At 68.4% G+C, this 24,260-nt stretch carries 24 protein-coding genes and 1 tRNA gene; 18 read left to right on the top strand and 7 right to left on the bottom strand.

Annotated features, from left to right (window positions below; translation table 11 throughout):
- Positions 1 to 36: 36 nt before the first annotated feature.
- Positions 37 to 1,686 (top strand): acyl-CoA synthetase, encoded by a 1,650-nt coding sequence (locus ACZ6DL_RS13610; protein ID WP_466050992.1) that lies wholly within the window; start codon positions 37 to 39, stop codon positions 1,684 to 1,686.
- 200 nt (positions 1,687 to 1,886) lie between these two features.
- On the opposite strand, the gene ACZ6DL_RS13605 is transcribed toward ACZ6DL_RS13610, so the two are convergent.
- Positions 1,887 to 3,074, bottom strand: a complete 1,188-nt coding sequence (locus ACZ6DL_RS13605; RefSeq protein WP_466050990.1) for an FAD-dependent monooxygenase — start codon at positions 3,072 to 3,074, stop codon at positions 1,887 to 1,889.
- A 101-nt stretch (positions 3,075 to 3,175) separates the two neighbouring features.
- Here ACZ6DL_RS13605 and ACZ6DL_RS13600 point away from each other — a divergent pair, with 101 nt between their 5' ends.
- Entirely contained in the window at positions 3,176 to 3,763 is a 588-nt protein-coding gene (locus ACZ6DL_RS13600) for a TetR/AcrR family transcriptional regulator (RefSeq protein WP_466050988.1), read from the top strand.
- 20 nt (positions 3,764 to 3,783) lie between these two features.
- Positions 3,784 to 3,945 carry a hypothetical protein gene (locus ACZ6DL_RS13595; protein ID WP_466050986.1) on the top strand — a complete coding sequence of 54 codons (162 nt, stop codon included), beginning with the start codon at positions 3,784 to 3,786 and terminating at the stop codon, positions 3,943 to 3,945.
- 61 nt (positions 3,946 to 4,006) lie between these two features.
- Here the strand turns inward: ACZ6DL_RS13595 and ACZ6DL_RS13590 are convergent, their stop codons facing one another.
- A complete protein-coding gene (locus ACZ6DL_RS13590) occupies positions 4,007 to 5,101 on the bottom strand; it encodes an acyl-CoA dehydrogenase family protein (protein ID WP_466050984.1) in 1,095 nt (364 codons plus the stop codon).
- Positions 5,102 to 5,120: 19 nt separating this feature from the next.
- Entirely contained in the window at positions 5,121 to 6,314 is a 1,194-nt protein-coding gene (locus ACZ6DL_RS13585) for an acyl-CoA dehydrogenase family protein (RefSeq protein ID WP_466050982.1), read from the bottom strand.
- Positions 6,315 to 6,488: 174 nt separating this feature from the next.
- On the opposite strand from ACZ6DL_RS13585, the gene ACZ6DL_RS13580 reads away from it, so the two are divergent.
- From ACZ6DL_RS13580 to ACZ6DL_RS13525, 12 genes are all read left to right on the top strand, one after another.
- Positions 6,489 to 6,677 (top strand): ferredoxin, encoded by a 189-nt coding sequence (locus tag ACZ6DL_RS13580; protein ID WP_040864641.1) that lies wholly within the window; start codon positions 6,489 to 6,491, stop codon positions 6,675 to 6,677.
- Positions 6,678 to 6,720: 43 nt separating this feature from the next.
- Positions 6,721 to 7,623: a 3-oxoacyl-ACP reductase gene (locus ACZ6DL_RS13575; protein ID WP_466050980.1), complete on the top strand. Its 903-nt coding sequence runs from the start codon at positions 6,721 to 6,723 to the stop codon at positions 7,621 to 7,623.
- A 292-nt stretch (positions 7,624 to 7,915) separates the two neighbouring features.
- Entirely contained in the window at positions 7,916 to 8,680 is a 765-nt protein-coding gene (locus ACZ6DL_RS13570; protein WP_040864643.1) for an MlaE family ABC transporter permease, read from the top strand.
- A gap of 4 nt (positions 8,681 to 8,684) precedes the next feature.
- Entirely contained in the window at positions 8,685 to 9,536 is an 852-nt protein-coding gene (locus ACZ6DL_RS13565; protein WP_357119712.1) for an MlaE family ABC transporter permease, read from the top strand.
- A gap of 4 nt (positions 9,537 to 9,540) precedes the next feature.
- On the top strand, positions 9,541 to 10,755 hold the full coding sequence (locus ACZ6DL_RS13560; RefSeq protein ID WP_466050978.1) for an MCE family protein: 1,215 nt from the start codon (positions 9,541 to 9,543) through the stop codon (positions 10,753 to 10,755).
- Positions 10,752 to 11,780 (top strand): MCE family protein, encoded by a 1,029-nt coding sequence (locus ACZ6DL_RS13555; RefSeq protein WP_466050976.1) that lies wholly within the window; start codon positions 10,752 to 10,754, stop codon positions 11,778 to 11,780. The genes ACZ6DL_RS13560 and ACZ6DL_RS13555 overlap by 4 nt, the downstream gene beginning before the upstream one ends.
- Positions 11,777 to 12,838, top strand: a complete 1,062-nt coding sequence (locus ACZ6DL_RS13550) for an MCE family protein (RefSeq protein ID WP_466050974.1) — start codon at positions 11,777 to 11,779, stop codon at positions 12,836 to 12,838. The genes ACZ6DL_RS13555 and ACZ6DL_RS13550 overlap by 4 nt, the downstream gene beginning before the upstream one ends.
- Positions 12,839 to 12,917: 79 nt before the next feature.
- On the top strand, positions 12,918 to 14,189 hold the full coding sequence (locus ACZ6DL_RS13545) for an MCE family protein (RefSeq protein ID WP_466050972.1): 1,272 nt from the start codon (positions 12,918 to 12,920) through the stop codon (positions 14,187 to 14,189).
- Positions 14,186 to 15,439 (top strand): MCE family protein, encoded by a 1,254-nt coding sequence (locus ACZ6DL_RS13540; protein ID WP_466050970.1) that lies wholly within the window; start codon positions 14,186 to 14,188, stop codon positions 15,437 to 15,439. The genes ACZ6DL_RS13545 and ACZ6DL_RS13540 overlap by 4 nt, the downstream gene beginning before the upstream one ends.
- Entirely contained in the window at positions 15,436 to 16,860 is a 1,425-nt protein-coding gene (locus ACZ6DL_RS13535; RefSeq protein ID WP_393234509.1) for an MCE family protein, read from the top strand. The genes ACZ6DL_RS13540 and ACZ6DL_RS13535 overlap by 4 nt, the downstream gene beginning before the upstream one ends.
- On the top strand, positions 16,857 to 17,852 hold the full coding sequence (locus ACZ6DL_RS13530) for a hypothetical protein (RefSeq protein WP_466050968.1): 996 nt from the start codon (positions 16,857 to 16,859) through the stop codon (positions 17,850 to 17,852). The genes ACZ6DL_RS13535 and ACZ6DL_RS13530 overlap by 4 nt, the downstream gene beginning before the upstream one ends.
- Positions 17,849 to 18,355, top strand: coding sequence for a h domain protein (locus tag ACZ6DL_RS13525; protein ID WP_466050966.1), 507 nt, complete (start codon positions 17,849 to 17,851; stop codon positions 18,353 to 18,355). Before ACZ6DL_RS13530 ends, ACZ6DL_RS13525 begins: the two co-directional genes overlap by 4 nt.
- A gap of 86 nt (positions 18,356 to 18,441) precedes the next feature.
- Here the strand turns inward: ACZ6DL_RS13525 and ACZ6DL_RS13520 are convergent, their stop codons facing one another.
- The 4 genes from ACZ6DL_RS13520 to ACZ6DL_RS13505 all read right to left on the bottom strand — a co-directional run bounded on the left by ACZ6DL_RS13520 (position 18,442) and on the right by ACZ6DL_RS13505 (position 22,500).
- On the bottom strand, positions 18,442 to 19,899 hold the full coding sequence (locus ACZ6DL_RS13520; RefSeq protein WP_466050964.1) for a sensor histidine kinase: 1,458 nt from the start codon (positions 19,897 to 19,899) through the stop codon (positions 18,442 to 18,444).
- Positions 19,896 to 20,627 carry a response regulator transcription factor gene (locus tag ACZ6DL_RS13515; RefSeq protein WP_391464728.1) on the bottom strand — a complete coding sequence of 244 codons (732 nt, stop codon included), beginning with the start codon at positions 20,625 to 20,627 and terminating at the stop codon, positions 19,896 to 19,898. Before ACZ6DL_RS13515 ends, ACZ6DL_RS13520 begins: the two co-directional genes overlap by 4 nt.
- Positions 20,628 to 20,694: 67 nt before the next feature.
- Positions 20,695 to 22,245, bottom strand: coding sequence for an alpha,alpha-trehalose-phosphate synthase (UDP-forming) (locus ACZ6DL_RS13510; RefSeq protein WP_466051306.1), 1,551 nt, complete (start codon positions 22,243 to 22,245; stop codon positions 20,695 to 20,697).
- Positions 22,246 to 22,329: 84 nt separating this feature from the next.
- Entirely contained in the window at positions 22,330 to 22,500 is a 171-nt protein-coding gene (locus tag ACZ6DL_RS13505) for a hypothetical protein (protein ID WP_168434172.1), read from the bottom strand.
- Between the two features lie 189 nt (positions 22,501 to 22,689).
- On the opposite strand from ACZ6DL_RS13505, the gene ACZ6DL_RS13500 reads away from it, so the two are divergent.
- The 3 genes from ACZ6DL_RS13500 (at position 22,690) to ACZ6DL_RS13490 (ending at position 24,213) form a co-directional block, all read left to right on the top strand.
- A complete protein-coding gene (locus ACZ6DL_RS13500) occupies positions 22,690 to 23,508 on the top strand; it encodes an alpha/beta fold hydrolase (protein ID WP_466050962.1) in 819 nt (272 codons plus the stop codon).
- Between the two features lie 169 nt (positions 23,509 to 23,677).
- Positions 23,678 to 23,920, top strand: coding sequence for an MbtH family protein (locus tag ACZ6DL_RS13495; RefSeq protein WP_011207082.1), 243 nt, complete (start codon positions 23,678 to 23,680; stop codon positions 23,918 to 23,920).
- A gap of 218 nt (positions 23,921 to 24,138) precedes the next feature.
- A tRNA-Thr gene (locus ACZ6DL_RS13490) sits at positions 24,139 to 24,213 on the top strand.
- Positions 24,214 to 24,260: the final 47 nt, after the last annotated feature.

Here is a 24,260-nt window from a genome sequence, read left to right as displayed (position 1 = left end):
TTGTCAGAAACAGTAACACGTTCTATTTTTAAGGCTGTGAGCTACAACATAGCGGACCTTGTCGAACATGCCGTCGACCTCATGCCCGACCGCGTCGCGCTGGCCGACGACGGCCGCGAGGTCACCTACGCCCAGTTGGAGGAGCGGGCCAATAAACTCGCTCACTACCTGCAAGAACAGGGAGTCCGACCGGGCGACAAGGTGGGTATCTACTCACGCAACACGATCGAGGCCGTCGAGGCCATGGTCGCGATCTTCAAGGCGCGGGCCGTGATGATCAACGTGAACTTCCGATATGTCGAGAACGAGTTGCAGTACATCTTCGACAACTCGGACATGGTCGCGCTGATCCATGAGCGGCGCTACAGCGACAAGGTCGCTGCCGTCCGGCCGAAGACGCCGCAACTGCGCACGGTCGTCGTCGTCGACGACGATACGACCGGCACGATCGCCACCGCAGCCGATTCGGTGGATTACGAGACGGTGCTCGCGCAGTCCTCGGGCGAGCGCGACTTCGGCGAACGTTCCCCGGACGACCTGTACATGGTCTACACCGGCGGAACCACCGGCATGCCCAAAGGCGTGATGTGGCGTCAGGAGGACGTCTGGCGCGTGCTCGGCGCGGGCATCAACTTCATCACCGGCGAATACGTCCAGGACGAATGGGAATTGGCGAAGGTCGGCGCGGGCAGCCCGCCGATGGTGCGGTTCCCGATACCGCCGATGATCCACGGCGGCGCGCAGTGGGCCACGTTCCACAGCCTGTTCGGCGGCGGTAAAGCCGTGATGATCCCGGAGTTCTCCGGGCACGGCGTGTGGCGGGCGATCGACAAGCACAAGATCAACCTGATCTTCATCACCGGTGACGCGATGGCGCGCCCGATGCTAGACGCGCTCATCGAAGGCAACCCGGAGACCGGTCAGCCCTACGACCTTTCCAGCCTGTACGTAATGGCCAGCAGCGCGGCGCTGTTCTCGCCCTCGCTCAAGGACCAGTTCCTCGAGCTGCTGCCCAACCGGATGATCTCCGATTCGATCGGCTCATCGGAGACCGGCTTCGGCGGCATCGCCATCGTGGCCAAGGGCGCGACGCACACCGGCGGGCCGCGGGTGAAGATCGACGCTTCCACCGATGTGCTCGACGAGAACGGCAATCCGGTGCGGCCCGGCTCCGGTGAGGTCGGCATCCTGGCCCGCCGCGGGCACATCCCGCTCGGCTACTACAAGGACGAGGCGAAGACCGCCGCGACCTTCAAAGAGTTCAACGGGATCCGCTACGCCATCCCCGGCGACTACGCGCGCGTCGAGGAGGACGGCACGGTCACCATGCTCGGCCGCGGTTCGGTCAGCATCAACAGCGGCGGCGAGAAGATCTACCCCGAGGAGGTCGAGGGCGCGCTCAAGACGCACCCCGAGATCTTCGACGCGCTGGTGGTGGGCATCGAGGACGAGCGCTGGGGCCAGCGGGTGGTCGCGGTCGTGCAATGCCGTGGCGCGTCCCGCCCCACCCTGGAGGAGCTGCGCCCCATGCTCACCCAGGAGATCGCGCCCTACAAGCTGCCCCGCAGCCTGTGGTTCGTCGACGAGATCAAGCGCTCCCCGGCCGGCAAGCCCGACTACCGCTGGGCCAAGGAGCAAACCCAGGCCCGCCCCGCCGACGACCACGCGGTGGCGAGCGCGAAGTAGCAACCCGGCCTCATGTGTCGGCCACCGTTCCTCGGACAGTGGCCGACCATGCAGGCCTCCGCCCGGATATCAGCGCCGTCGATCGGTCTGCCGGGGATGCCCGGTACCGGCGCCAGTTGTCCCGGAGCCGATGGCAGGTACGCATCACTGAGCGGCTGTCGGAGCGGCGTTCGATTCGGCTCGCTGGGGCTCGCGGAACCTCAGCGGTTGGCGAGTTCGGCCAGCTGGTAGGCGAGGCGGTGGCGGAAGGCGGGGATGCGGGACGCGGTGGTGAGGATCAGGTTGCGCGCGGTGCGGGCGGTGCGGTGGCGCAGGGTCGCCATCTTGGTCATGCGGTCGGTGAACGAGACGACGCCGAGGGCCACGGGGCGGCGGGTGGTCTCGTACTCGTCCAGCAGGGTGTCGGGCTCGCCCGTGAGGACTCGCGCCAGCAGCGGGCCGAGGGTGGCGGCGTCCTGGATGCCGGTGTTCATGCCCTGCCCGCCTGCCGGGCTGTGCACGTGTGCGGCGTCGCCCGCGAGCAGCATGCGCCCGTTGCGGTAGTGGTCGGCGACCCGGTGGTGCACGCGGAAGCGTGAGCTCCACAGCACCTCGCGAACCCGCACCGCGCCGCCGGGGCCCCGGGCGTCCAGGAGGGCCTGGATCTGCGCAGCGGTCGAGTGCTCGGGCGCGGTTTCCAGAGTGGCGACCACGCGGTAGCGGTTCGGCTCGGCCTCGTCGGGCAGCGGCGCGACCACGGTGACACCCTCCGGTGAAAGGTGCAGGGCCACCTCGTCGCGCGCGATCGGCCAGTCCATCCGCACATCGGCGAGAACGAAGGACTCCGGGTACGACGCGCCGGTGAATCCAATGCCCGCTTGCTCGCGGACGACGCTGTGCATGCCGTCGGTGCCGACGACGTAGTCGGCGCGGATGCTGCCGGCGGCGCCCGCGGCGTCGGTGTATTCGACCGTGACGCCGTCGCCGTCCTGGGCGACCCGGCTGACCTGGTATGGCCGCTGCACGTCACCGCCGGCCTTCCGCAGCCGCTTCAGCAGCACCGCCTCGGTGGTGTCCTGCGGCGTCATCAGGGTGTAGGGGTAGCGCGTCGGGAGACTGTCGAAGTCGATGGTGGCCAAGGTCTTGCCGCCGTCGTGGACGGTGAAGCGCGCGACGATGTCGCCGGTCGCGACCAACTCGTCGGCGATGCCGAGTTCCTCGAGCACCTCGAGCGTCCTGGCGTGCACGACCGCCGCGCGGGAGGTGTTCGCGCCTTCGCTCTGCCGGTCGAGCAGGACGAAATCCACACCCGCGTCGGCCAGCGTGATGGCGGCGGTCAGCCCGGCGGGTCCTGCGCCGACGATCACGACGGAAGCGGTGGCGGGCAGCGGGTTCGGTGTGGCGTTCATCGGAACTCCTCATGTCAACGTTTGTAGGCCAACGTTTGTTGACACAACCGTAGCCCCGCCCGGGCTAGAAAGTCAACATTTGTTGGCCTACACTTGTTGGCATGACCGTAGAGCCTGATCAAGCCCCCGTTCGCCGCTCGGACGCGACGCGTGCGGCGATCCTCGACGCGGCCCGCGCACGGTTCGCCGCCGAGGGATTCCGCAAGGCGACCATTCGCGCCATCGCCGCCGACGCGGATATCGACCCCTCGATGGTCATGCGCTACTTCGGCAGCAAAGACGGACTCTTCGCGGCCGCGGTCGATGTCCGGTTGGACCTGCCCGACCTCGGCTCCGCGGAGCCGGACAGCCTGGGCGAGCTGCTGGTGCGCCGCTTCTTCGAAATCTGGGAAGAGCAGCCGAACAAGGAGGTGCTGCTGACGCTGCTGCGCTCATCGCTCACCGACGAGGCGGTGGCCGACCGCGTCCGCGCCATCTTCACCGAGCAGATCTTGCCCGCCGTCCTGCGTTTCGGCGATCCCGCCGACGCCCCCCGCCGTGGCGGCCTGATCGTCACCCAGATGCTCGGCCTCGCCCTGTGCCGCTACGTCCTGCGCCTGCCCCCGGTCGTCGCCCTGACCCGCGACCAGATCATCGCCGAGGTAGGCCCCACCCTCCAGCGCTACCTGACGTCGATCCCAGCAGACTGAAAGCGCGGTACGTTCGACTCATGGCCGACCTCGATCCCCGCTACTCTGCGCCGCGGCGAGACGGCTGCGCCCGCGTTCAGGACACCGGCACGGATGCGATCGACTCGCGCCGCGCAGCTTTCGAAGACGCAGCCGAGCGTGTGTTGCGGGTCAGCGGCGTGCTGAACCGGCGGCTGGTCTGAGCGCAACGCGATTCGGCCCGCAGGGCATGGTGCCGTGCGGGCCGAATGTGCTCGGGTGCGGTTACGTGGCCAGCAGCGCGCCGAGGGCGCGCAGGTGGTCGGTGCTCGCGCCGAGGGCGAACTCGTTGTGTTTGGCGGCGGTGAAGTAGTTGTGCGCGATGTGGTCGCGGTCGATGCCGACGCCGCCGTGCACGTGGACCACGGTGTGGGCGACGCGGTGGCCCGCGTCTGCGGCCCAGAACTTGGCGGTGTGCACCGCCTCGGCGGCGGGCAGGTCCTCCGACAGCAACCACGCCGCCTGGGTGACCGCCAAGCGCAGGCCCTGCACGTCGATGTAGGCGTCGGCGAGCCGTTGGGCGACGGCCTGGAAGCTGCCGACCGCCTTGCCGAACTGCTCGCGCTCCCTTGCGTACTCGGCGACCAGCTCGAGCGCCCGTTCCAGGGTGCCGAGCTGTAGGGCGCTCAGGCCGAGCCAGGCGCGGGTGAGGATCCAGTCCAGGATCTCCGCCCCGTCGGCCACGGCGCCGATCAGTTCGGCGGGCGCATCGGTGAACTCGACCGCGAACTCCGGGCTGCGGTCGACCACCTGTTGCGCGGTCACCGTCGCCGCCGCGGGATCGACCAGGAACACCGCGGTGGTTCCGGAGACCGTGGCGGGCACCAGGATCCGCTCGGCCCGGTTCGCGAAGGGCACGGTGGTCTTGGCGCCGGTCAGCCGCCAGCCGTCCCCGGTCTCGACCGCGCTCGTGGTCGGCGCGGCGGGTTCCCAGTTGCGCTCCTCGGCCAGCGCCACCGTGAGGATGACGCTGCCCGCGCCCGCCCGCGTGGCCAGATCCTGTTGCGCCGCATCGCCGAACCGTGCCAGCGCACCCGCGCCGAGCACGATCGACCACAGGTACGGCACGGCCGCGAGGTGCTTGCCCAGCTCGCGCAGGACGGCGGTCTGCTCGAGCGAGCCGAGGTCGCTGCCGCCGACCGATTCGGGCAGGGCGGCCGCGAGCACGCCGGTCTCGGCCAGCGAACTCCACAGCGGCCGGTCGAATCGCTCTTCGGCAGTATCGAGTTCGCGCAACCGGTCTGCGGTGACCAGTTTCCCGCACACCTCGCCGGTCAGCCGGCCGAGATCGAGTTGGGCTTCGGTGGGGGTGAAATCCATGGTGGTCTCTCAGCTTTCGTCAGCGCGCGGCGGCAGGCTGCTTCAGGGCGGTCATGGCGATGATGTCGCGCTGCACCTCGTTGGTGCCGCCGCCGAAGGTGAGGATGAGCGCGGCGCGGTGCATCCGCTCCAGGCGGCCGCGCAATTGCGCGCCGGGGGAGTCCTGGCGCAGGTAAGCCTGCGGGCCGAGCACCTCCATGAGCGACCGGTAGGCCTCGGTGGCCAGTTCGGTGCCGTACACCTTGCAGGCGGAGGCGTCCCACGGGCGCGGAGCCGCGTCGCCGCCCGCGTCGGCCCGGCTGGCGATCTCCCAGTTCAGCAGCTTGAGGTATTCCACCTTTGCGTGCACCTTGGCCAGGATGAGCTGCACCCATTCGCGGTCGATCACGCGGGAGCCGTCGCTCGCCTTGGTCTCGCGCGCCCATTCGACGGTCTGGCGCAGCGCCAGCGCCAGCGGCGCGGCCGAGGTGAGCGCGACGCGCTCGTGATTGAGCTGGTTGGTGATCAGCGCCCAGCCGCCGTTCTCCTGGCCGACCAGCGCGCTCGCGGGCACGCGAACGTCCTGGTAGTAGGTGGCGCTGGTGTCCGGCCCCGCCATGGTGTGCACCGGCGTCCACGAGAAGCCCTCGGCGGTGGTCGGCACGATGAGCATGCTGATGCCCTTGTGCTTCTTGGCGGTCGGATCGGTGCGCACGGCCAGCCAGATGTAGTCGGCGTAGGCGATCAGGCTGGTCCACATCTTCTGGCCGTTGATCACGTAGTCGTCGCCGTCGCGCACCGCGGTGGTGCGCAGGCTGGCCAGGTCGGTGCCCGCGCCCGGCTCGGAGTAGCCGATGGAGAAGTGCAGTTCACCGGCCGCGATCTTGGGCAGGAAGAACTTCTTCTGTTCCGCACTGCCGTAGTGCATGATCGTGGGCGCGACGGAGTTGATGGTCAGGAACGGCACCGGCGCGCCCGCGATCGCCGCCTCGTCGGTGAAGATCAGCTGGTCCATGGTGGGGCGGTCCTGGCCGCCGTATTCCTCTGGCCAGCCCAGCGCCAGCCAGCCGTCGTGGCCCATCTGCTGCACCACCTCGCGGTACACATTGCCCTGCCCGTACTCGCCGGTCTGCGCGCTCAGGGCCTCCCTGCGCTCAGGGGTGATGAGTCGCGCGAAGTAGTCGCGCAACTCCGCGCGCAGCTGCTCCTGTTGCGGCGTGTACGCAATGCGCATGGCAAAACCTCTCGGCGGGGTGGGTGGGACGAGCCTTCGTCGGATCGGGTTTCCCCGATCATTGCATATGGACTGAAACATGTTCCAGTATTGATAGCGAATCCCCCCGATGACGCTCCGGTGGAGCGGATCGGCTTGTTAGGCTTCGGCCAGAGTGGTGGTAAAGGAGTTGCCATGAAGATCAGTGTCGATCCAGACCAGTGCGAAGCGAATGGAATCTGTGTCGGAATCGCCCCCGACGTGTTCGAACTCGATGACGAGGACGTCCTGCACATCGCGAACGCGGACGTGCCCCCCGATCGGCTCGCCGATGTCGAGGACGCCGTCGCGCAATGTCCGAAGGCGGCGTTGCGGTTGCAGTGAGCGATGCTTGCCGTAAGTTGGAACACGTTCTAGAGTCGGCCGCGTGAGCAATGATCTGAGCCTTGCGGGCCGTGTAGCGATCGTGACCGGCGGCGGCGCCGGACTTGGGCGGGCCGAAGCGCTCGCGCTGGCCGGAGCCGGTGCGTCGGTGGTGGTCAACGACCTCGCGGAGTCGGAGGCGGTCGCGAGCACGCTCGGTGAGATCCGGGCGCTGGGCGCCAAGGCGGAGTTCGTCGCGGGCAGCATCGCCGAGCGCGCGACCGCCGACGCGCTGATCCGCACCGCCGAGGAGTCGTTCGGATCGGTCGACATCGTGGTCAACAACGCGGGCATCACCCGCGACCGGATGCTGTTCAACATGTCCGACGAGGACTTCGACGCGGTGCTCGCGGTGCATCTGCGCGGCCATTTCCTGCTCTCGCGCAACGCCGCCGCCTATTGGCGCGGCAAGTCGAAGCAGGCGGGCGCGCCGGTCTACGGCAGGCTGATCAACACCTCCTCGGAGGCCGGATTGCTCGGCCCGGAGGGGCAGGCCAACTACGGGGCCGCGAAGGCGGGCATCACCGCGCTGACCCTCTCGGCCGCGCGGGCACTGTCTCGCTTCGGCGTGCGCGCCAACGCGATCGCGCCGCGGGCGCGCACCGCGATGACCGAGGCGGTGTTCAGCCCCGCCCCGGACGGTGAGGCCGACCCGCTCTCGCCCGACCATGTGGCCCGGCTGGTCGCCTATCTGGCCTCGCCTGCCGCCGACGCGGTCAACGGACAGCTGTTTGTCGTCTACGGGGGGATGGTGGCGCTCATGGCGGCGCCGGTCGTGGAACGCCGGTTCGACGCGGCCGCGGGGGAGTGGTCGGCCCAGGATCTGGCCGACACGCTGGGCGGCTACTTCGCCGATCGCCCGGATGGGCGCACCTTCTCGGCGTCTTCGCTGGCAGAGCTGGGGTGAGCCGCGGCGGCTCGCCGCGGACTCGCTACTGATCAGCTGTCCAACTGTTGATCATGGGATCGGCGCTTGGTAGACATAGGGACGGGTTATGTCCTACCTCACAAAGGTGGGATCATCACCCGATGACACCGGTTCCAAATTTATATGCCGACTTTTCGGGAAATTGCACTTCAAAAGTGTGAAAAGTGCTACCGGCAACACGGTGAACGTGTTCTAATCGTTCCGGCGGTGCGGCCACGGTGGAGATTCGCGCCGTGGGCTGTGTACGCCGGTTGAGCAAGGAGGATCGTGGATGAACGAGGTCCTTGCCGTGCCGTTGCGGGCCGTCGGTGGATTCTTCGAACTCACCGCCGATGTCGCACGCGCCAGCGTGCGCAGGCCCTTTCAATGGCGGGAGTTCATCGACCAGTCCTGGTTCATCGCGCGAGTTTCGATCGTCCCGACATTGCTGGTGGCCATTCCGTTCACCGTTCTGGTCAGCTTCACGTTGAACATTCTGTTGCGGGAGATCGGCGCGGCCGATCTCAGCGGGGCGGGCGCGGCATTCGGCGCGGTCACCCAGGTGGGGCCGATCGTCACCGTGCTCATCGTCGCGGGGGCGGGCGCGACCGCGATCTGCGCCGACCTGGGCGCGCGCACCATTCGCGAGGAAATCGACGCCATGCGGGTACTGGGCATCAATCCGGTACAGCGCTTGGTGGTGCCCCGGGTGCTCGCGTCGATGTTCGTCGCGCTGATGCTCAACAGCCTGGTGTGCACCATCGGCATCGTCGGCGGATTTCTGTTCTCGGTGTATCTGCAAGATGTGAACCCCGGCGCGTTCGTCAATGGCATCACGCTGCTCACCCATCTGCCCGAGCTGATCATTTCGGAGGTGAAAGCCGGATTGTTCGGGCTGATCGCCGGACTGGTCGCCTGCTATCTGGGCCTGAATGTCAAAGGCGGACCCAAGAGTGTCGGTGATGCGGTGAATCAGACCGTAGTCTTCGCTTTTATGGCCCTATTCGTCGTGAACGTGGTGGTCACCGCCGTCGGCATCAAGTTCACGGCGCGGTGACGCGATGGCCTTCGTAATCGAATCCCGCTTTCCCCGCACGGTCCGGCGAATGCGCAGGGTGTCGGACTCGCTCGATTCGGTCGGCAAGCACGCGGTGTTCTATGCCCAGGCGCTCGGGTCCCTGCCGCGCGCGCTGGTGCACTATCGCACCGAGACCATCCGGCTGATCGCCGAGATCAGCATGGGTACCGGCGCACTGGCGGTGATCGGCGGCACGGTGGTGATCGTCGGGTTCCTCACCCTGTTCGCGGGCGGCACTATCGCCGTGCAGGGCTACAGCTCACTGGGCAATATCGGCGTCGAGGCGCTGACCGGCTTCTTCGCGGCGTTCATCAACGTCCGCATCGCGGCGCCGGTGATCTCTGGCATCGGCCTGGCGGCCACCATCGGGGCGGGCTCGACCGCGCAACTGGGCGCGATGCGGGTCGCCGAGGAGATCGACGCGCTGGAGTCGATGGCGATCCGGCCGGTGCCCTACCTGGTCGGCACCCGCGTGCTGGCCGGGATGATCGCGATCGTCCCGCTCTACGCGCTCGCGGTGATCGCGTCGTTCCTGGCCAGCCGGTTCGCCACGGTCGTCATCTACGGTCAGTCGGCGGGCGTCTACGACCACTACTTCTCCACGTTCCTCATCCCGACCGACATCCTGTGGTCGTTCGCCCAGGCGATTCTCATGTCCTTGGCGATCATGATGATCCACACCTACTACGGCTACAACGCCGCGGGCGGCCCCGTCGGCGTGGGTGTCGCGGTGGGCAACGCGGTGCGGACCTCGCTGGTCGCGGTCGTCACGGTGACCCTGCTGGTCTCGCTGGCCATCTACGGCACCTCCGGCAACTTCCACCTCTCCGGATAGCGACATGGCGGAATCGAAGCAAACGGAAAGCCGCCTGGGGCGGGCGCTGCGCGGCGGGCTCGGCCTGAAACTGGCCGGCATCACGATGGTGCTCGCGCTGGTCGCGATCGTCGCGGTCGCGATGATCATGTTCGTCGGCGGGTTCACGCCCACGGCCACCGTGACGGTGGACGCGCCGCGCAGCGGCCTGGTCCTGGACCCGGACGCCAAGGTGAAGGTGCGCGGGGTGGAGATCGGCCGCGTCGCGTCCGTCGACCACACCGCCGAGGGCGCGAGGCTGAAACTGGCCCTCGACCCGGACCTGTTGAAACTGGTCCCCGCCAACGCGGACGTCGACATCCGGTCGACCACGGTGTTCGGCGCGAAGTACATCAACTTCATCGTTCCGCAGCAGCCGTCGTCCACCCCGCTGCGGCCGGGCGCGACCGTGACCGCGCAGCGGGTGACCGTCGAGTTCAACACCCTGTTCCAGCACCTGTCGGACGTGCTGGCCAAGATCGAGCCGGAGAAGCTGAACGCGACGCTGTCCGCGCTCGGCACGGCGCTGCAGGGCCGGGGGCAGAAACTCGGTGACCTGCTCACGCAGAGCGACGCCTACCTGCGCGACATCAACCCGTATCTGCCGACGCTGCAACAGGATCTGGCGAAGACCGGCGAGGTCACCGACCTGTACGCGGACACGGTGAACGACCTGCTGCGCACGGTGGACAACTTCACGGTCACCAGCACGACCCTGGCCCAGGAGCAGGACAGCCTGGACAACGTTCTGGTGAACCTCACCGGCCTGGCCGACACCACCGGATCGGTATTGCGCGACAACGAGAATCAGCTCGGCACCGCGCTGGATCTGCTGCGCCCGACCACCGGGCTGCTCGACGAGTACGCACCCGCGCTGTACTGCCTGATCGGCGGCCTCGGTAAGGCGCTGCCGATGGGTGAGGCGGTCTTCGGGGGGTTGCAGGAAGGCGTCGCGCTGAACACCGGCTTCATGTACGGCGCGAAGCCGTACACCTACCCGGAGGATCTGCCCAAGGTCAACGCGACCGGCGGCCCGCGATGCGAGGGCCTGCTGGACCGAGTGCCGGGCAGCCACTCGGACTATGTCGTCACCGATACCTCGGAAGGCCACGTGTACACACCGTCGACGACGCTGAGTGTGAACCCGCCGAAGATCTTCCAGCTCCTGTTCGCCGGACTACCGGGGGTGCCGCGCCCGTGAAGAACACCGCGACCACCGTCAAACTGGCGATCTTCACGCTGGTGATGGCGCTGATCTTCGCCGGTCTGGCGGTTGTGTTCAGCCAGATGCGGTTCGCCAGGGAGAACGGCTACCACGCCGTGTTCACCAGTTCCTCGGGCGTGCTGCCCGGGGCGAAGGTGCGCATCGCCGGCGTGCCGGTCGGCTCGGTCACCTCGGTGAAGGTGGGCAAGGACTATCTGGCGCACGTCGAGTTCGACGTCGACCGCAAGTACCGGCTGCTCACCAGCACCCGGGCGGCGATCAAGTACGAGAACCTGGTCGGCGACCGCTATCTCGAGCTGACCGAGGGGCCCGGCTCGAACCGCGTCCTGCAGCCCGGCGGCACCATCGTCAAGGAACAGACCGCGCCCGCACTCGACCTGGACATGCTGCTCGGCGGTTTCCGGCCGCTGTTGCGCGGCCTCGACCCCGGCCAGGTGAACGACCTGACCAACGCGCTGTTGCAGATCTTCCAGGGCCAGGGCGGCACGCTGGTGTCCCTGCTCAACAGCGGCGGTTCGTTCGCCAAGACGCTCGCCGACCGGGACGCGCTGATCGGCAGCGTGATCAACAACCTGAACGCGGTGCTGCAGACCATCGATCAGCGCGGCGACCAGTTCGCCACCACGATCGCCGAACTACAGCGCCTGATCAGCGGACTGGCGGCCGACAAGGACCAGATCGGCGACGCGATCCCGCGAATCGCCGGGGCCACCGGCGACCTGACCGACCTGCTCGCCCAGGCCCGCCCCGATCTGCGGGGCACCATCGAGCAGACCGGACGACTGGCCACGAATCTCGACGCCGGGTCGGACACGGTGCAGTGGGTCCTGGAACGGCTGCCGTCGACCTATCGCCAGCTGATCCGCATCGGCTCCTACGGCTCCTTCCTCCAGCTCTACGTCTGCTCGACGAACTTCCTGGTGGACGGCCCGAACGGACAGACGATGAAGATCAACATGCCCGGGGCGCAGACGACCGGAAGGTGTGCGGACAACCGATGAAAGAGCAGCGATCATCCGCCATCACCATCGGCATCGTCGGCCTCGTGCTCGCGGTGGCGGTGGCGTTGTCGGCACTGCAATTCGACCGCCTGCCGTTCATTCGTTCCGGCGCGACGTTCACCGCCTACTTCGCCGACGCGGGCGGACTGCTCCCCGGTGACGCGGTGCAGGTCGCTGGCGTGCGGTCCGGACGGGTGGAGGAGGTCGGCCTGGACGGCGCGAAAGTGCTCGTCCGGTTCACCCTCTCCGAGTCGATCGTGCTGGGCGAGAAGACCTCGGCGGCGATCAAGACCAACACGGTGCTCGGACGCAAATCGCTGGAGGTGACGCCGTCCGGCCCCGGCGCGCTGCACACCGACGACACCATCCCGCTGGAGCGCACCACATCGCCGTACTCGCTCAACGAGGCGCTGAGCGACCTGGCGGGAACGGTGCACGACTTGGACCTGGACCGGGTCGACCAGACCCTCGACGCGCTCTCGGCGACTTTCGCCGACACCCCCGCGCCGTTGCGCTCGGCGCTCGACGGCGTCACCGCGCTCTCGCGCAGCATCAACGCCCGCGACCAGGCGCTGACCGATCTGCTGAAGCGGGCGCAGAACGTGACGAAGATCCTCGCCGACCGCGGCAACCAGATCAACGCGCTGATCCTGGACGGCAACGAGCTGCTCGGCGAGCTGGACCGGCGGCGCACCGCGCTCGGGCAGCTGATCGTCTACGTCAACGGACTCGCCCAGCAGCTGTCCGGCCTGGTCGCCGACAACGAGGCACAGCTCAAACCCGCGTTGGACAAGCTGAATTCGGTACTGGCGCTGTTGCAGCGCAACAAACAGAACCTCGCCGACGCGCTGGACGGTCTCGGCCCGTTCGCCGCCGCGCTCGGTGAGCAGGTGGGCAGCGGCCCCTACTTCCAGGCGTACGTGATCAATGCCGCGAGCAAGACGCTGCAACCGCTGGTGGACGCGCTCGTGTGGCCGCAGCACCTGCCGAATGATCTGCAGAGCTACCTCACGCCGTCCCCGTCGATCGAACCCGCGATACAGGAGCCGCCGCGATGAGTGGGCATTACCCGTCCATCCTGTACCCGTCTCGAGCCGTCGATGGCTCGGCGACGACGGGGGAGTCGCGTCCGGGGGGATGCGCATGCTGAGCGTTGTACGGAAACTGCCTCGCTGGGCGCTGGTGCTGGCCGGAGTGGTCGTCGCGGCACTCGTGGTCGCGGTCGCGTGGAATGGCATAACCAGGATCGGAACCACCAAGGTCACCGCCTATTTCCCGTCCACATCGGGCCTGTACGCGGGTGACGACGTGCGGGTGCTCGGCGTCAAGGTGGGCAGGATCGACTCGATCGAGCCCGGCGCCGACCGGGTGAAGGTGACCATGACCCTCGATCGCGGAATCGACGTCCCCGCCGACCCGAAGGCGGTGATCATCTCGCCGTCGCTGGTCTCGGCGCGCTTCATCCAGATCGCGCCCGCCTACACCGGCGGACCGAAGCTGAAGGACGGCAGTGTGATCCCGATCGAGCACACCGCGGTGCCGGTCGAGTGGGACGACATCAAGGCCGAGCTGTCCAAGCTGGCCACCGCCCTCGGGCCGGTCGGTGACGACAAGCAGGGGTCCTTCGGCCGCTTCGTCGACACCGCCGCCGACAACCTCGACGGCAACGGGCAGCGGTTCCGCGACACCCTGCGGGAACTGTCGGCCACCTTGAGCACGCTCTCCGACGGGCGCACCGACCTGTTCGGCACGGTGCGCAACCTGCAGAAGTTCGTCGACGTGCTGTCGGCGAGCAACGAGCAGATCGTGCAGTTCGGCGGACGGCTGGCGTCGGTGTCCTCGGTGCTGGCCGGGGTCTCGGCCGATCTCGGCGCGGGGCTGGACAATCTGGACGCCGCGATCGTCGACGTGCGCCGGTTCATCGACGGCAGCGGCGCCGAACTCACCGAAGGCGTGCAGCGGCTGGCCGACGCCACCCAGGTGCTGGTCGACAAGCGGCCGGAACTGGAACGCGTACTGCACTCCGGCCCGACCGCGCTGGTGAACTTCTACCAGATCTACAAGCCCGCCCAAGGCACCCTGACCGGCGCGATCGCGCTGAACAACCCGGCCGATCCGCTCGGGTTCCTGTGCGGCTCGGTGCGCGCGCTGGAGACCAACGACGCCGATCGCAGCGCCGACCTCTGCGCGCAGTACCTCGCGCCGGTGATCAACAGCCTGAGCATGAACTACGTGCCGATCATGACGAACCCGGCCAGCGGCGTGACCGCGTTCCCCGACCAGTTGGTGTACACCGATCCCAGCCTGGCCGAGCGGGTGCAGAGCCAGACTCCCGCGCAGCCGCAGCCCGCTCCGGTGAGCGTGCCCAGCGGCCTCGCCGGACTGGCCATTCCGGGAGGAGTGCGATGACGCCGCCGCGGCGATTGCACCGCACCGCCACGGTCGCGGTGGGGCTGGCGGTGGCGCTCGGCGTCTCCGGCTGTGAGTGGGACGGACTGAATTCGCTGCCGATGCCCGGCACCGAGGGCACCGCGCCCGGCTCCTACGAAGTGCGTATCCAGATGCCGAACGTGACCACGCTGACCCGCAATTCCCCCGTCCGGGTGCACGACGTAGCGGTCGGCACGGTGTCGAAGATCGAGGTGGAGGACTGGCACGCGCTGGTCACCGTCACGCTGAACCCGGACGTGCAGCTGCCGGCGAACGCCGTCGCCAAGATCGGGCAGACCAGTTTGCTCGGGTCGAACCATCTCGAGCTCGCCGAGCCGACGGATCAGGCTCCCGAAGGCCGGTTGCGGGCGGGCGATGTCATCCCGCTGGCGCGGGCCGGGACCTATCCGACCACCGAGCAGGTGCTGTCCTCGCTGTCGGTGGTGCTCAACGGCGGCGGCGTCGCGCAGTTGGAAACCATCACCCACGAACTCAACGCGGCGCTCACCGGGCGCGAGGAGGCCATCCGCGACCTGCTGCCGCAGCTGAACGAGCTCACCACGAACCTGGACCGCCAGACCGGCGACATCATCGCCGCGATGAGCGGGCTGGACCGGCTCGGCGGTCAGCTCGCCGAGCAGCGTGACGTGGTGGCGGCGGCCATCGAGCAGATCCATCCGGCGTTGACCGTGCTCGCCGACCGCCGCGCGAACATCACCAGGGCGCTCACCGCGCTCGGCGAGCTGAGCGACGTCGTCCGGCGCATCGTCGACGCCAGCGGCGAGGACCTGAAGGCCAACCTGCGCAGCCTCGTGCCCGCGCTGAAATCGCTGTCGGACACCGGCGGCGACCTGACCGAGGCGCTGAAGATCCTGGCCACCTTCCCGTTCCCGATGAAGAACCTGGACCACGCGATCAAGGGCGACTACCTGAACCTGTTCATGACCGTGGACATCACCGGCAAGCGGCTGGATTCGAACTTTCTCACCGGAACGCCGCTGGGCGGACGGTTCGGCGGCGTGGAAGGCGCTCTCGGCAGCTTCGCGCCGGGCACGGCCGCGCAGAACGGCGACCCGGCCACCGGGCCGTTGCAGGCGCCGCCGCCCGCGGCGAGCCAGCCCGCCCCGACCATCCCGGGACTGCCGCCGATCCCCGGCCTGCCCGCCATTCCCGGATTGACCGTGCCCATGCCGGGCAACTCCGCGCCGCAAGGGGGTCCGGGCCAGTGACGCTCACCCGGTTCGTCCGTACCCAGCTGATCATCTTCTCCGTGCTGACGGTGATCGGCTTGGTGGTCATGGGCGGCACATACGTGAAGGTGCCCGCGATGTTCGGCATCGGGCGCTACGAGGTCACGGTGAAACTGGCCGCGACCGGCGGTCTCTACCCGACGGCCAATGTCGCGTATCGCGGCACGAACGTCGGCGTGGTGAAGGAGGTGCGGCTCACGCCGGTCGGCGTGGACGCGAAACTGTCCATCGCCAGCGACTACAAGATTCCCTCCGACGTCGACGCGTGGGTCCGCAGTGTCTCCGCGGTCGGCGAGCAGTACGTGGATCTGGTCCCCGCCGAGCACCGCACGGGCGGGAACCTGCGCGACGGCAGCGTGATCCCGGTGGAGCGCACCAAGCTGCCGCAAGACGTCGGCGCGCTGCTGGACCAAGCCGACCGGTTGCTGTCGAGCGTGGCGGACACCCGGCTGCGGCAGGTCATCGACGAGGCGTTCCTCGCGTTCAACGGCGCCGGACCGGACCTGCAACGATTCATCGACTCCGCGTCGCTGCTGGTGCAGGAGGCGCAGGCGAACGCCGAACCGACGAAGCAGTTGCTCGACCAGATCGGGCCGCTGCTGGATACCCAGACCCGTTCGGACGCGGCGATCCGTTCCTGGACCGCCGATCTGGCGACCGTCACCGACCAGCTGCGCGGTCACGACCCCGCGCTACGCGGGGTGCTGCGCGAGGGCCCGTCCGCGATGCAACGGGTGACCAACCTGTTCGAGGATCTGCGTCCGACGCTGCCGCTGCTGCTGTCGAACCTGGTCAGCGTCGGTCAGGTCGCGGTCACCTACCACGCGGGACTCGAACAGATCCTGGTGGTCTATCCGCCGCTGGTCGCCGCGCTGCTCACCGCGGTACGCGGCCCGCTCGAATACGGAGCCCTGGTCGACTTCATGGCGTTGGTCAACGACCCGCCCGCCTGCACGACCGGCTTCCTCCCGCCCGACCAGCGCCGCTCGCCGAGCGAACTCGACACCCCGCCCACGCCTTCCGGCCTGTACTGCAAGGTGCCGCAAGACGCTCCCGAAGCGGTGCGCGGCATCCGGAACACGCCGTGCGTCGAAGTGCCCGGTGTGCGCGCTCCGACGCCGGAGATGTGCCGGACCGGGTACGTTCCGTTGGGTGACAACCCGCCGTTCGGGCCGCCGCGGCCGGTCGCGCCCGCGGCAGCGCCCGCCGATGAGCCGCCCGTCGTGGCGCCGGCGAGTTACGGCGGCGGCACACCGGCCGCCGCCCGAGCGTACGACCCGGACAGCGGCGTCTACATCGGCCCCGACGGGCGGACATACCGACAGGGCGATATCGGACCGAGCGGTTCGGGCACGGTACCGTCGAGCTGGCAGGCGATGCTCGAGGAGCAGCAACGATGAGTGAGAGCAACGGAGAAGGTCACCGCACGCGGCGTCGTGCGGTGCGCTCGGCCGGGCCGCCGGTCGAGGAGAACGCGATCCCTACCGACGCCGCGCCCGCGCCTTCGAGTGACGCCGCGAGCGCGACCCACGCCGCGCCCGCGACTGTGAGCGACGCCGCGACTGTAAGTGACGCCGCGCCCGGGAACCACGCCGCGCGCGATGCGAAGACCTCCGTTGCTACGGGTGCGAAAACCACCGCTGCCACGGACGCGGAGACCGTGGTCGCCGCCGCCGCTGAGACCACGGCCGCAGACGATGCGAAGGCCACGCGCGCAAAGGTCTCTTCCGACCGCTCGGCCGAAACCGCCGACGCGGACGCCGAGCCGAGCACCGTCGGCGCCGAGTCGAGCCCACCGGTACCGGCCACGGACGACTCGACCGCCGACGCGGACAAGGCGACGGTCAGCATGACGAAAGCCGCTGCCGAGTCGCCGTCCGAGCAGAAGCCCGCTCCGAGCAAGAACCGCGGCCTCCCGCGCATTCTCGCGATGGCCGCCGCCGCGCTGCTGGTCGTCGCGCTCGTCTGCGGCGCGACCCTCTCGGTGCTCGCGATGCGCTCGGCGCACGAGCGCGACGAGCGCCGCGCCGAATACGTGGAAACCGCCCGGCAGGCGATCGTCAATCTGACCACCATCCGCGCCGATTCCGCCAAGCAGGACATCGACCGGATCCTGTCGCTGGCCTCGGGTGAGTTCAAGACCGAGTTCGACGGGCGGGTCGACCCGTTCACCAGCATCGTGCAGCAGGCCAAGGTGGTCTCCAGCGGCGAGATCGTGGAGGCCGCGCTCGAGAGCGACGACGATCGCTCCGGGCGGGTGCTGGTCGCCGCCAAGCAGACGCTCACCAACGCGGGCCAGGCCGAGCCGCAGACCAGGTATTACCGGTTCCGGGTCACCGTGTCCCGCGGCGATTCCGGGCTGACCGTGTCCAATGTGGAGTTCGTGGCATGACCGGTGGACGCAGCATGAACGGAATTCGGGCCAAGATCCTGCTCGCGGTACTCGGTGTCGTGGTCGCCGCGGCCGCGGTGATCGGCGGCGTCAATGGTTACCGCTACTGGGACGACCGGCAGGCCGAGCAGTCGCGCGCGGACGCGGTCGCGACGGCGGGACGCACCCTCGAGGCCATGTTCACCTACAACCCGCAGACCGTGGACACCGAACTGCGCAAGTCCGCCGACAACCTGACCGGTGATTTCCGCGACGACTATCTGACGCTGATCGACAAGCAGATCGCGCCGGGCGCCAAGGAGAAGCAGCTCACCGTCACCGCGACCACCCAGGCGGGCGGTGTCATCTCCGCGGACCGTTCGCACGCGCAGGTGCTGTTGTTCCTCAACCAGGTGATGACGAGCAAGGACACCCCGCAGGGCACCACCACCGGCAGTCGCGTGCGCGTCACTCTGACGAAGGCGGACTCGCACTGGTTGGTCTCGGCGGTCACCCCGGTCTGAGCCCGGGAATTTGCTCAGGGCGACGCAGGAAGCCCGCGTCGGCTTCGGCAGGGACGGTGACGAGGCGACCGGATCGACGCCGCAGCTCACTCCGGCAGTCGTCGCGGCAGCCGCACGGTGAACGTCGTCCCCGCGTCGGGCGAACTTCGCACACCCACCGAGCCGCCGTGCGCGGTCACCAGCGCCTGCACGATGGACAAGCCGAGCCCGGTGCCGCCGCTGGTTCGCGCGCGGGAGGTGTCGGTGCGGTAGAAGCGCTCGAAGACGCGTTCGGCCTCCTCCTGGGGCAGGCCGGGCCCCGTATCGGCCACCTCCAGCCGCACGTCGCCGGCGCCGGGAGCCAGCCGCACGGTCACCTTCGCGTCGGGCGCGGTGTGCGTGACGGCGTTGTTCAGCAGGTTGCCCAAGACCTGGCGCAGCCGCGCCTCGTCGCCGATCACCTCGAGCGTTCCCTCGCCCGGTTCGATCTTCAGTTCGATGGTGCGGACGGGACCGTCGGTATGCCCGGCGGCGACCACGGCGCGTGCGTTGTGCACGGCGTCGCTGGCGACGGCGAGCAGGTCGACCGGGCCGAGTTCCAGCGGGCGCTGGGCATCCAGCCGCGCGAGCATCAGCAGGTCTTCCACCAGCACGCCCATCCGCTGGGCTTCGCGCTCGATGCGGTCCATGAACGCGGCGGGATCGTCGGTGGCGCCCTGGCGATACAGTTCGGCGAACCCGCGGATGGTCGTCAACGGCGTGCGCAGCTCGTGGCTGGCGTCGGCGATGAAACGGCGCATGCGCTCCTCGGACTTGCGTGCCGCTTCCTCGGACGCGGCGGTCGCGGTGAACGCGCGCTGGATCTGCGCCAGCATGCCGTTCAGCGACCTGGACAGCCGGTCGACCTCGGTGTTGGTATCGCGCACCGGCACGCGGCGATGCAGGTCACCGCGGGCGATGGCCGCGGCGGTGCTCTCCACCCGGCGCAGCGGACGCAGACTGCGCCGCACCAGGAAATACGCGAGCACCGCCAGCACGGCCAGGACTATCGCCCCGACGATCAGCTCGAGCATCACGAGCCGGTGCACGGTGTCGGTGTTCTGCGTGAGCGGCAGCGCGACCGTCGTCGTGCCCTCCGGTGTGCGCAGCGTCAGCACACGCCACCGGATCGGCCCTCCGTTCACGGAGCCGACGGTGTAAGGACTCGATTGCGGTGTCGACAACAAGTTCGGCTCGGCCTCGACACCGAACGCCTTGAGGAAGAACGCGCGCCCGTCGTTTCGCAGCAAGCGCACGTAGAACTGGCTCGGGGCGTGGCGCGGCTCGGGCGGCAGCACCGGTGGCGGAGGCGGGCGTCTGGACCATTCCATCGCGCCTTCGCGCAACTGCTGGTCGGTTCGGTCGGTCAACTGGCCTTCCAAGGCCGAGGTGACCACCATGCCGGAGACGAGCAGGCCGAGCCCGGCGGTGAGCACCAGCAGGATCGTCAAGGTCCCGCGCAACGGAATCGCGGATAACAAGCCGGAGACCTTCGCACGCACCACGACGATCCGGCTCGGGCTCATGAACCGCTCTTGCGATGGGGCGCGCGCATCACGTAACCGACGCCGCGCAAGGTGTGGATCAGCCGCGTGTTGCCGGTGTCGACCTTTTTGCGCAGGTAGGAGACGTAGGTCTCCACCACGCCGACCTCGCCGCCGAAGTCGTAGCGCCAGACGTGGTCGAGGATGCGCGGCTTGCTCAGCACAGTGCCCGCGTTGACCATGAAGTAGCGCAGCAGCGTGAACTCGGTGGGCGACAGCGCGACCGGTTCACCCGCCTTCCACACCTCGTGGGTGTCGTCGTCGAGCTCGATGTCCTCGAAGCGCAGACGCGAGCTCTCCCGCTGCGGGGCCGCGTGACCGGCGCGGCGCAGGATGACGCGCAGCCGGGCCACCACTTCTTCCAGGCTGAACGGCTTGGTGACGTAATCGTCGGCGCCCAGGGTGAGGCCGGTGATCTTGTCCTGCACGTCGTCGCGCGCGGTCAGGAACAGCACGGGCGCGTCGACACCGTCGGCGCGCAGCCTGCGCAGCAGGCCGAAGCCGTCCATGCCGGGCATCATCACGTCCACGATGAGGGCCTGGGGACGGAAGGAGCGCGCCTTGTCCAGCGCTTGGGCGCCGTCGGCCGCGGTGTCCACTTCGAAGCCCTGGTAGCGCAGGCTCACCGCGAGCAGTTCGACGATCATCGGCTCGTCGTCGACCACCAGGACCCTGGCCTCGGGTGTCTGCTGCACGGGGGCACCACTCATGGCTAAATGGTCCGATATCCGGCTGCGAAGTTCCTGGACCGAAGCTGGGTGATTCCTGTGAACGGCCTCAGCGCGGGTCGCGGTCCTCGGGGTAGACGTCGTCGTCGGTCAGCAGCGCGCTGCCCGCGACCTGGTCCTGGGCCAAGGCGTCGAGGAAGGCGCGCGCCCAGCGATCCACGTCGTGGGCGAGCACTTGCCTGCGCATCGAACGCATCCGCCTGCGCTTGACGTCGCGCTCGTCCTCGACAGCCGCGACGATGGCGTCCTTCACGTCGTCCAGGTCGTGTGGGTTGCACAGGTACGCCTGCCGCAGCTCGGCCGCCGCGCCGGTGAACTCGCTCAGCACCAGGGCGCCGTTGAGCCCGCTGTGGCACGCGACGTACTCCTTGGCGACGAGGTTCATGCCGTCGCGCAGCGGCGTCACCAGCATCACGTCGGCGGCCACGAAGAACGCGACCAGCTCGTCGCGCGGGATCGGACGGTGCAGGTAGTGCACCACCGGGTAGCCGACCCGGGCGAACTCGCCGTTGATCCGGCCGACCTGGCGTTCGATGTCGCCGCGCATCTGGATGTAACTCTCGACCCGCTCGCGACTGGGTGTGGCCAGCTGGATCATCACCGTGTCGGCGGGATCGATCCGGCCGTCGATGAGCAGCTCCTCGAGCGCGTTGAGGCGGATGTCGATGCCCTTGGTGTAGTCCAACCGGTCCACGCCGAGCAGGATGGTCTTGGGGTTGCCCAGCTCGGCCCGGATCTTGGCGGCGCGTTCGCGCACCGACCTGCGCCTGGAATGCTCGTCCAGTTCGGCGGAGGCGATCGAGATGGGGAACGCGCCCACCCGCACCGTGCGGAATCCCACCTGGACGACGCCGAGCTTGGAGCGCACGCCGATCGAGCCGCGCGAGGTCGGCTGCCCGGCCAGCCTGCGGGCCAGATAGAGGAAGTTCTGCGCGCCGCCGGGCAGGTGGAAGCCGATGAGGTCGGCGCCGAGCAGGCCCTCCACGATCTCGGTGCGCCACGGCATCTGCATGAACAGCTCGACCGGCGGGAACGGGATGTGCAGGAAGAATCCGATGGTCAGGTCCGGGCGCAGCATGCGCAGCATCTTGGGCACCAGCTGGAGCTGGTAGTCCTGCACCCACACGGTCGCGCCCTCGGCGGCGACCTTGGCGGTGGCCTCGGCGAAGCGCCGGTTCACGGTGACGTAGGCGCTCCACCATTTGCGGTCGTAGACCGGCCGCACGATCACGTCGTGGTAGAGCGGCCACAGTGTGCCGTTGGAGAAGCCTTCGTAGTAGTCGGCCACCTCGTCCGCGGACAGCGGGACCGGATGCAGTTCCAGGCCGTCCTCGATGATCGGGTCCACGTCGACGTTGGGGACCCCCGCCCAGCCGACCCACGCCCCCTTGTTGTTGCGCAGGACCGATTCCAGCGCGGTCACCAGACCGCCCGGGCTGCGCTTCCATCGGGTGCTGCCGTCGGGCAGTCGTTCGAGGTCGACGGGGAGCCGGTTGGCGACGACGACGAAACCGGAGCCGGCCCCGGAGCCGGTGTTCTCCGCCGCGGCGTCAGCAGTCGAGGTGTCTCTGGCTCGCTCGGAGTCGTCGGACGGATTCATCTGGTCCACTCACGCATCCTTTGCGCGTTGCTTCATCCCGCTGGAGTTGTGTAGTCGACGTCGCCGTTGGCGTCGAGAACGAGACTATTCGCCTCGCGCGTTCGGTCCAATACCCAGCATGGACAACAACATCCGGCACTCATCGGCGTCCTCGGCGTATGCCGCGACCACCCGCTGCGCCTGACGCGCGGTTTCGTCGGCGAGCGGTTCCAGATCGTCGTCCGCAATGTCGTTCGCGCTGCCCTTCACGGCCATCGTCAAGTCCTCCCGGCTCAGTGCGCTCTTACCCTGCGAAAAGCCAATGGTATGCGACGCTGGAGGGTGCGTCCGCCGGGGCGCTGGCCGAAAGGCGGCACGCGCCGCCGGGGCACCCCGGTCGATGCGTCCGCCGCGCCGGTCCCTATACCGTGGGAACCAGCACCAACTCTCCACGAAAGGGTCGACATGCCGCTGGCCACGGTGAACGGGATTTCCCTCAACTATCAGGTGAAGGGTGACCGCGCCAAGGGCTCCGCGCCGCTCGTGGTCATGATCATGGGCACCGGCAGTCCCGGCCGAGTGTGGGAGCTGCACCAGGTTCCCGCCCTGGTCGCGGCCGGTTACCGGGTGTGCACGTTCGACAATCGCGGGATCGCGCCGTCGTTCGAGGCCGCCTCGGGCATGACCATCGACGAGCTGGTCGCCGACACCGCGGCCCTGATCGAATTCCTGGACGAGGGCCCGGCGCTGGTGGTGGGCACCTCGATGGGGGCGCGCGTGGCGCAGGAGCTGGCGCTGGCCCGCCCCGACCTGGTGCGCAAGGCGGTGTTCATGGCCGGCCACGGGCGGCTGGACCAGTTCCAGAAGACGCTTTCGCTCGGCGAACACGAACTCGACGCCGCCGGGGTGAAACTGCCGCCGAAATACGAGGCGGCGATCACCGCGGTCATGAATCTCTCGCCCGCGACCATGGCCGATACGAACGCCGCGCGCGACTGGCTCGACCTGTTCGAGTTCACCGGAGGACCGGTCACGCCCGGCATTCGCGCTCAGCGCAGGATGGACCACGATTTCGACCGGGTGCAGGCCTACCGGGCGATCCGCGTGCCTTGTCTTTCGATCGGATTCGCCGACGACCGGATGATTCCGCCGTATCTGTCCAGGGAGATCGCCGCCGTGATTCCGGGTGCGCGGTACCAGGAGATACCGGACGCGGGGCATTTCGGGTATTTGGAGCGGCCCGAGGCGGTCAACAAGATTCTCTTGGACTTCTTCGCGGGTTGATTGTGAGTCGGCCGGGGTGGCGGCCTAGGTAACCGCCCAGGCGTAACGTCTTGCTTGCTAGTGTCGAAACAACGCTCGGGGTCTCTCGGTGTCAAGGGTTCACAGCAGCCCGGCACCGGGTGAACCAGGAGCGATCCCGTACATAGCGCCAGTATCCAGTGAGGTGAAATTGAGCACCAACCCCTTCGATGATGAAGACGGCCGCTTCTTCGTCCTGGTCAACGACGAGGAACAGCATTCCCTGTGGCCGGCCTTCGCAGAGGTTCCAGCCGGATGGCGAGTCGTGTTCGGCGAGGACAGCCGCGCCGCTTGTGTCGAGTACGTGGAGAAGAACTGGACCGACATGCGTCCGAAGAGCCTGCGCGACGCCATGGCCGCCGACGACGCGGCTCGTCAGGGCGCCCAGTCCTGATCGGTCCTCCGAGAGCCGCGCTCCCGGCGCGGCAGGTTCGTGGTCCCGTCATGCCTCGCGTCCGAGCGACCGCCCCCGCCGACTTCGTCGTGGGCGGGCCGGTCGCTCGGGCCTGAGTTCGAAAGCGGTTGTCCGGCCGTAAAGGTCGCGTTCGGCGCCGAACGCGGTTCCGCTGTCCCCCGGACAGCGCCCCCGGTTATGATGACAACCGCTTTCCCGCCTCCTTAGCTCAGTGGTAGAGCACTCGCCTTGTAAGCGAGCGGTCGTCAGTTCAATCCTGACAGGGGGCTCCACGTTGCAGCCGCTGCGCGTCTGAGCTCAGTGGTAGAGGCCGTGCTCG

The sequence above is a fragment of the Nocardia sp. NPDC041819 genome (assembly GCF_055590505.1).
This window is presented reverse-complemented; position numbering and strand designations above follow the sequence as displayed.

Excerpts from the sequence above, each read along its gene's own strand:
- ACZ6DL_RS13605 (WP_466050990.1), bottom strand. The coding sequence starts at position 3,074 with ATGAACGCCACACCGAACCCGCTGCCCGCCACCGCTTCCGTCGTGATC.
- ACZ6DL_RS13600 (WP_466050988.1), top strand. The coding sequence starts at position 3,176 with ATGACCGTAGAGCCTGATCAAGCCCCCGTTCGCCGCTCGGACGCGACG.
- ACZ6DL_RS13595 (WP_466050986.1), top strand. The coding sequence starts at position 3,784 with ATGGCCGACCTCGATCCCCGCTACTCTGCGCCGCGGCGAGACGGCTGC.
- ACZ6DL_RS13590 (WP_466050984.1), bottom strand. The coding sequence starts at position 5,101 with ATGGATTTCACCCCCACCGAAGCCCAACTCGATCTCGGCCGGCTGACC.
- ACZ6DL_RS13585 (WP_466050982.1), bottom strand. The coding sequence starts at position 6,314 with ATGCGCATTGCGTACACGCCGCAACAGGAGCAGCTGCGCGCGGAGTTG.
- ACZ6DL_RS13580 (WP_040864641.1), top strand. The coding sequence starts at position 6,489 with ATGAAGATCAGTGTCGATCCAGACCAGTGCGAAGCGAATGGAATCTGT.
- ACZ6DL_RS13570 (WP_040864643.1), top strand. The coding sequence starts at position 7,916 with ATGAACGAGGTCCTTGCCGTGCCGTTGCGGGCCGTCGGTGGATTCTTC.
- ACZ6DL_RS13565 (WP_357119712.1), top strand. The coding sequence starts at position 8,685 with ATGGCCTTCGTAATCGAATCCCGCTTTCCCCGCACGGTCCGGCGAATG.
- ACZ6DL_RS13560 (WP_466050978.1), top strand. The coding sequence starts at position 9,541 with ATGGCGGAATCGAAGCAAACGGAAAGCCGCCTGGGGCGGGCGCTGCGC.
- ACZ6DL_RS13550 (WP_466050974.1), top strand. The coding sequence starts at position 11,777 with ATGAAAGAGCAGCGATCATCCGCCATCACCATCGGCATCGTCGGCCTC.
- ACZ6DL_RS13545 (WP_466050972.1), top strand. The coding sequence starts at position 12,918 with ATGCGCATGCTGAGCGTTGTACGGAAACTGCCTCGCTGGGCGCTGGTG.
- ACZ6DL_RS13540 (WP_466050970.1), top strand. The coding sequence starts at position 14,186 with ATGACGCCGCCGCGGCGATTGCACCGCACCGCCACGGTCGCGGTGGGG.
- ACZ6DL_RS13530 (WP_466050968.1), top strand. The coding sequence starts at position 16,857 with ATGAGTGAGAGCAACGGAGAAGGTCACCGCACGCGGCGTCGTGCGGTG.
- ACZ6DL_RS13525 (WP_466050966.1), top strand. The coding sequence starts at position 17,849 with ATGACCGGTGGACGCAGCATGAACGGAATTCGGGCCAAGATCCTGCTC.
- ACZ6DL_RS13520 (WP_466050964.1), bottom strand. The coding sequence starts at position 19,899 with ATGAGCCCGAGCCGGATCGTCGTGGTGCGTGCGAAGGTCTCCGGCTTG.
- ACZ6DL_RS13515 (WP_391464728.1), bottom strand. The coding sequence starts at position 20,627 with ATGAGTGGTGCCCCCGTGCAGCAGACACCCGAGGCCAGGGTCCTGGTG.
- ACZ6DL_RS13510 (WP_466051306.1), bottom strand. The coding sequence starts at position 22,245 with ATGAATCCGTCCGACGACTCCGAGCGAGCCAGAGACACCTCGACTGCT.
- ACZ6DL_RS13505 (WP_168434172.1), bottom strand. The coding sequence starts at position 22,500 with ATGGCCGTGAAGGGCAGCGCGAACGACATTGCGGACGACGATCTGGAA.
- ACZ6DL_RS13500 (WP_466050962.1), top strand. The coding sequence starts at position 22,690 with ATGCCGCTGGCCACGGTGAACGGGATTTCCCTCAACTATCAGGTGAAG.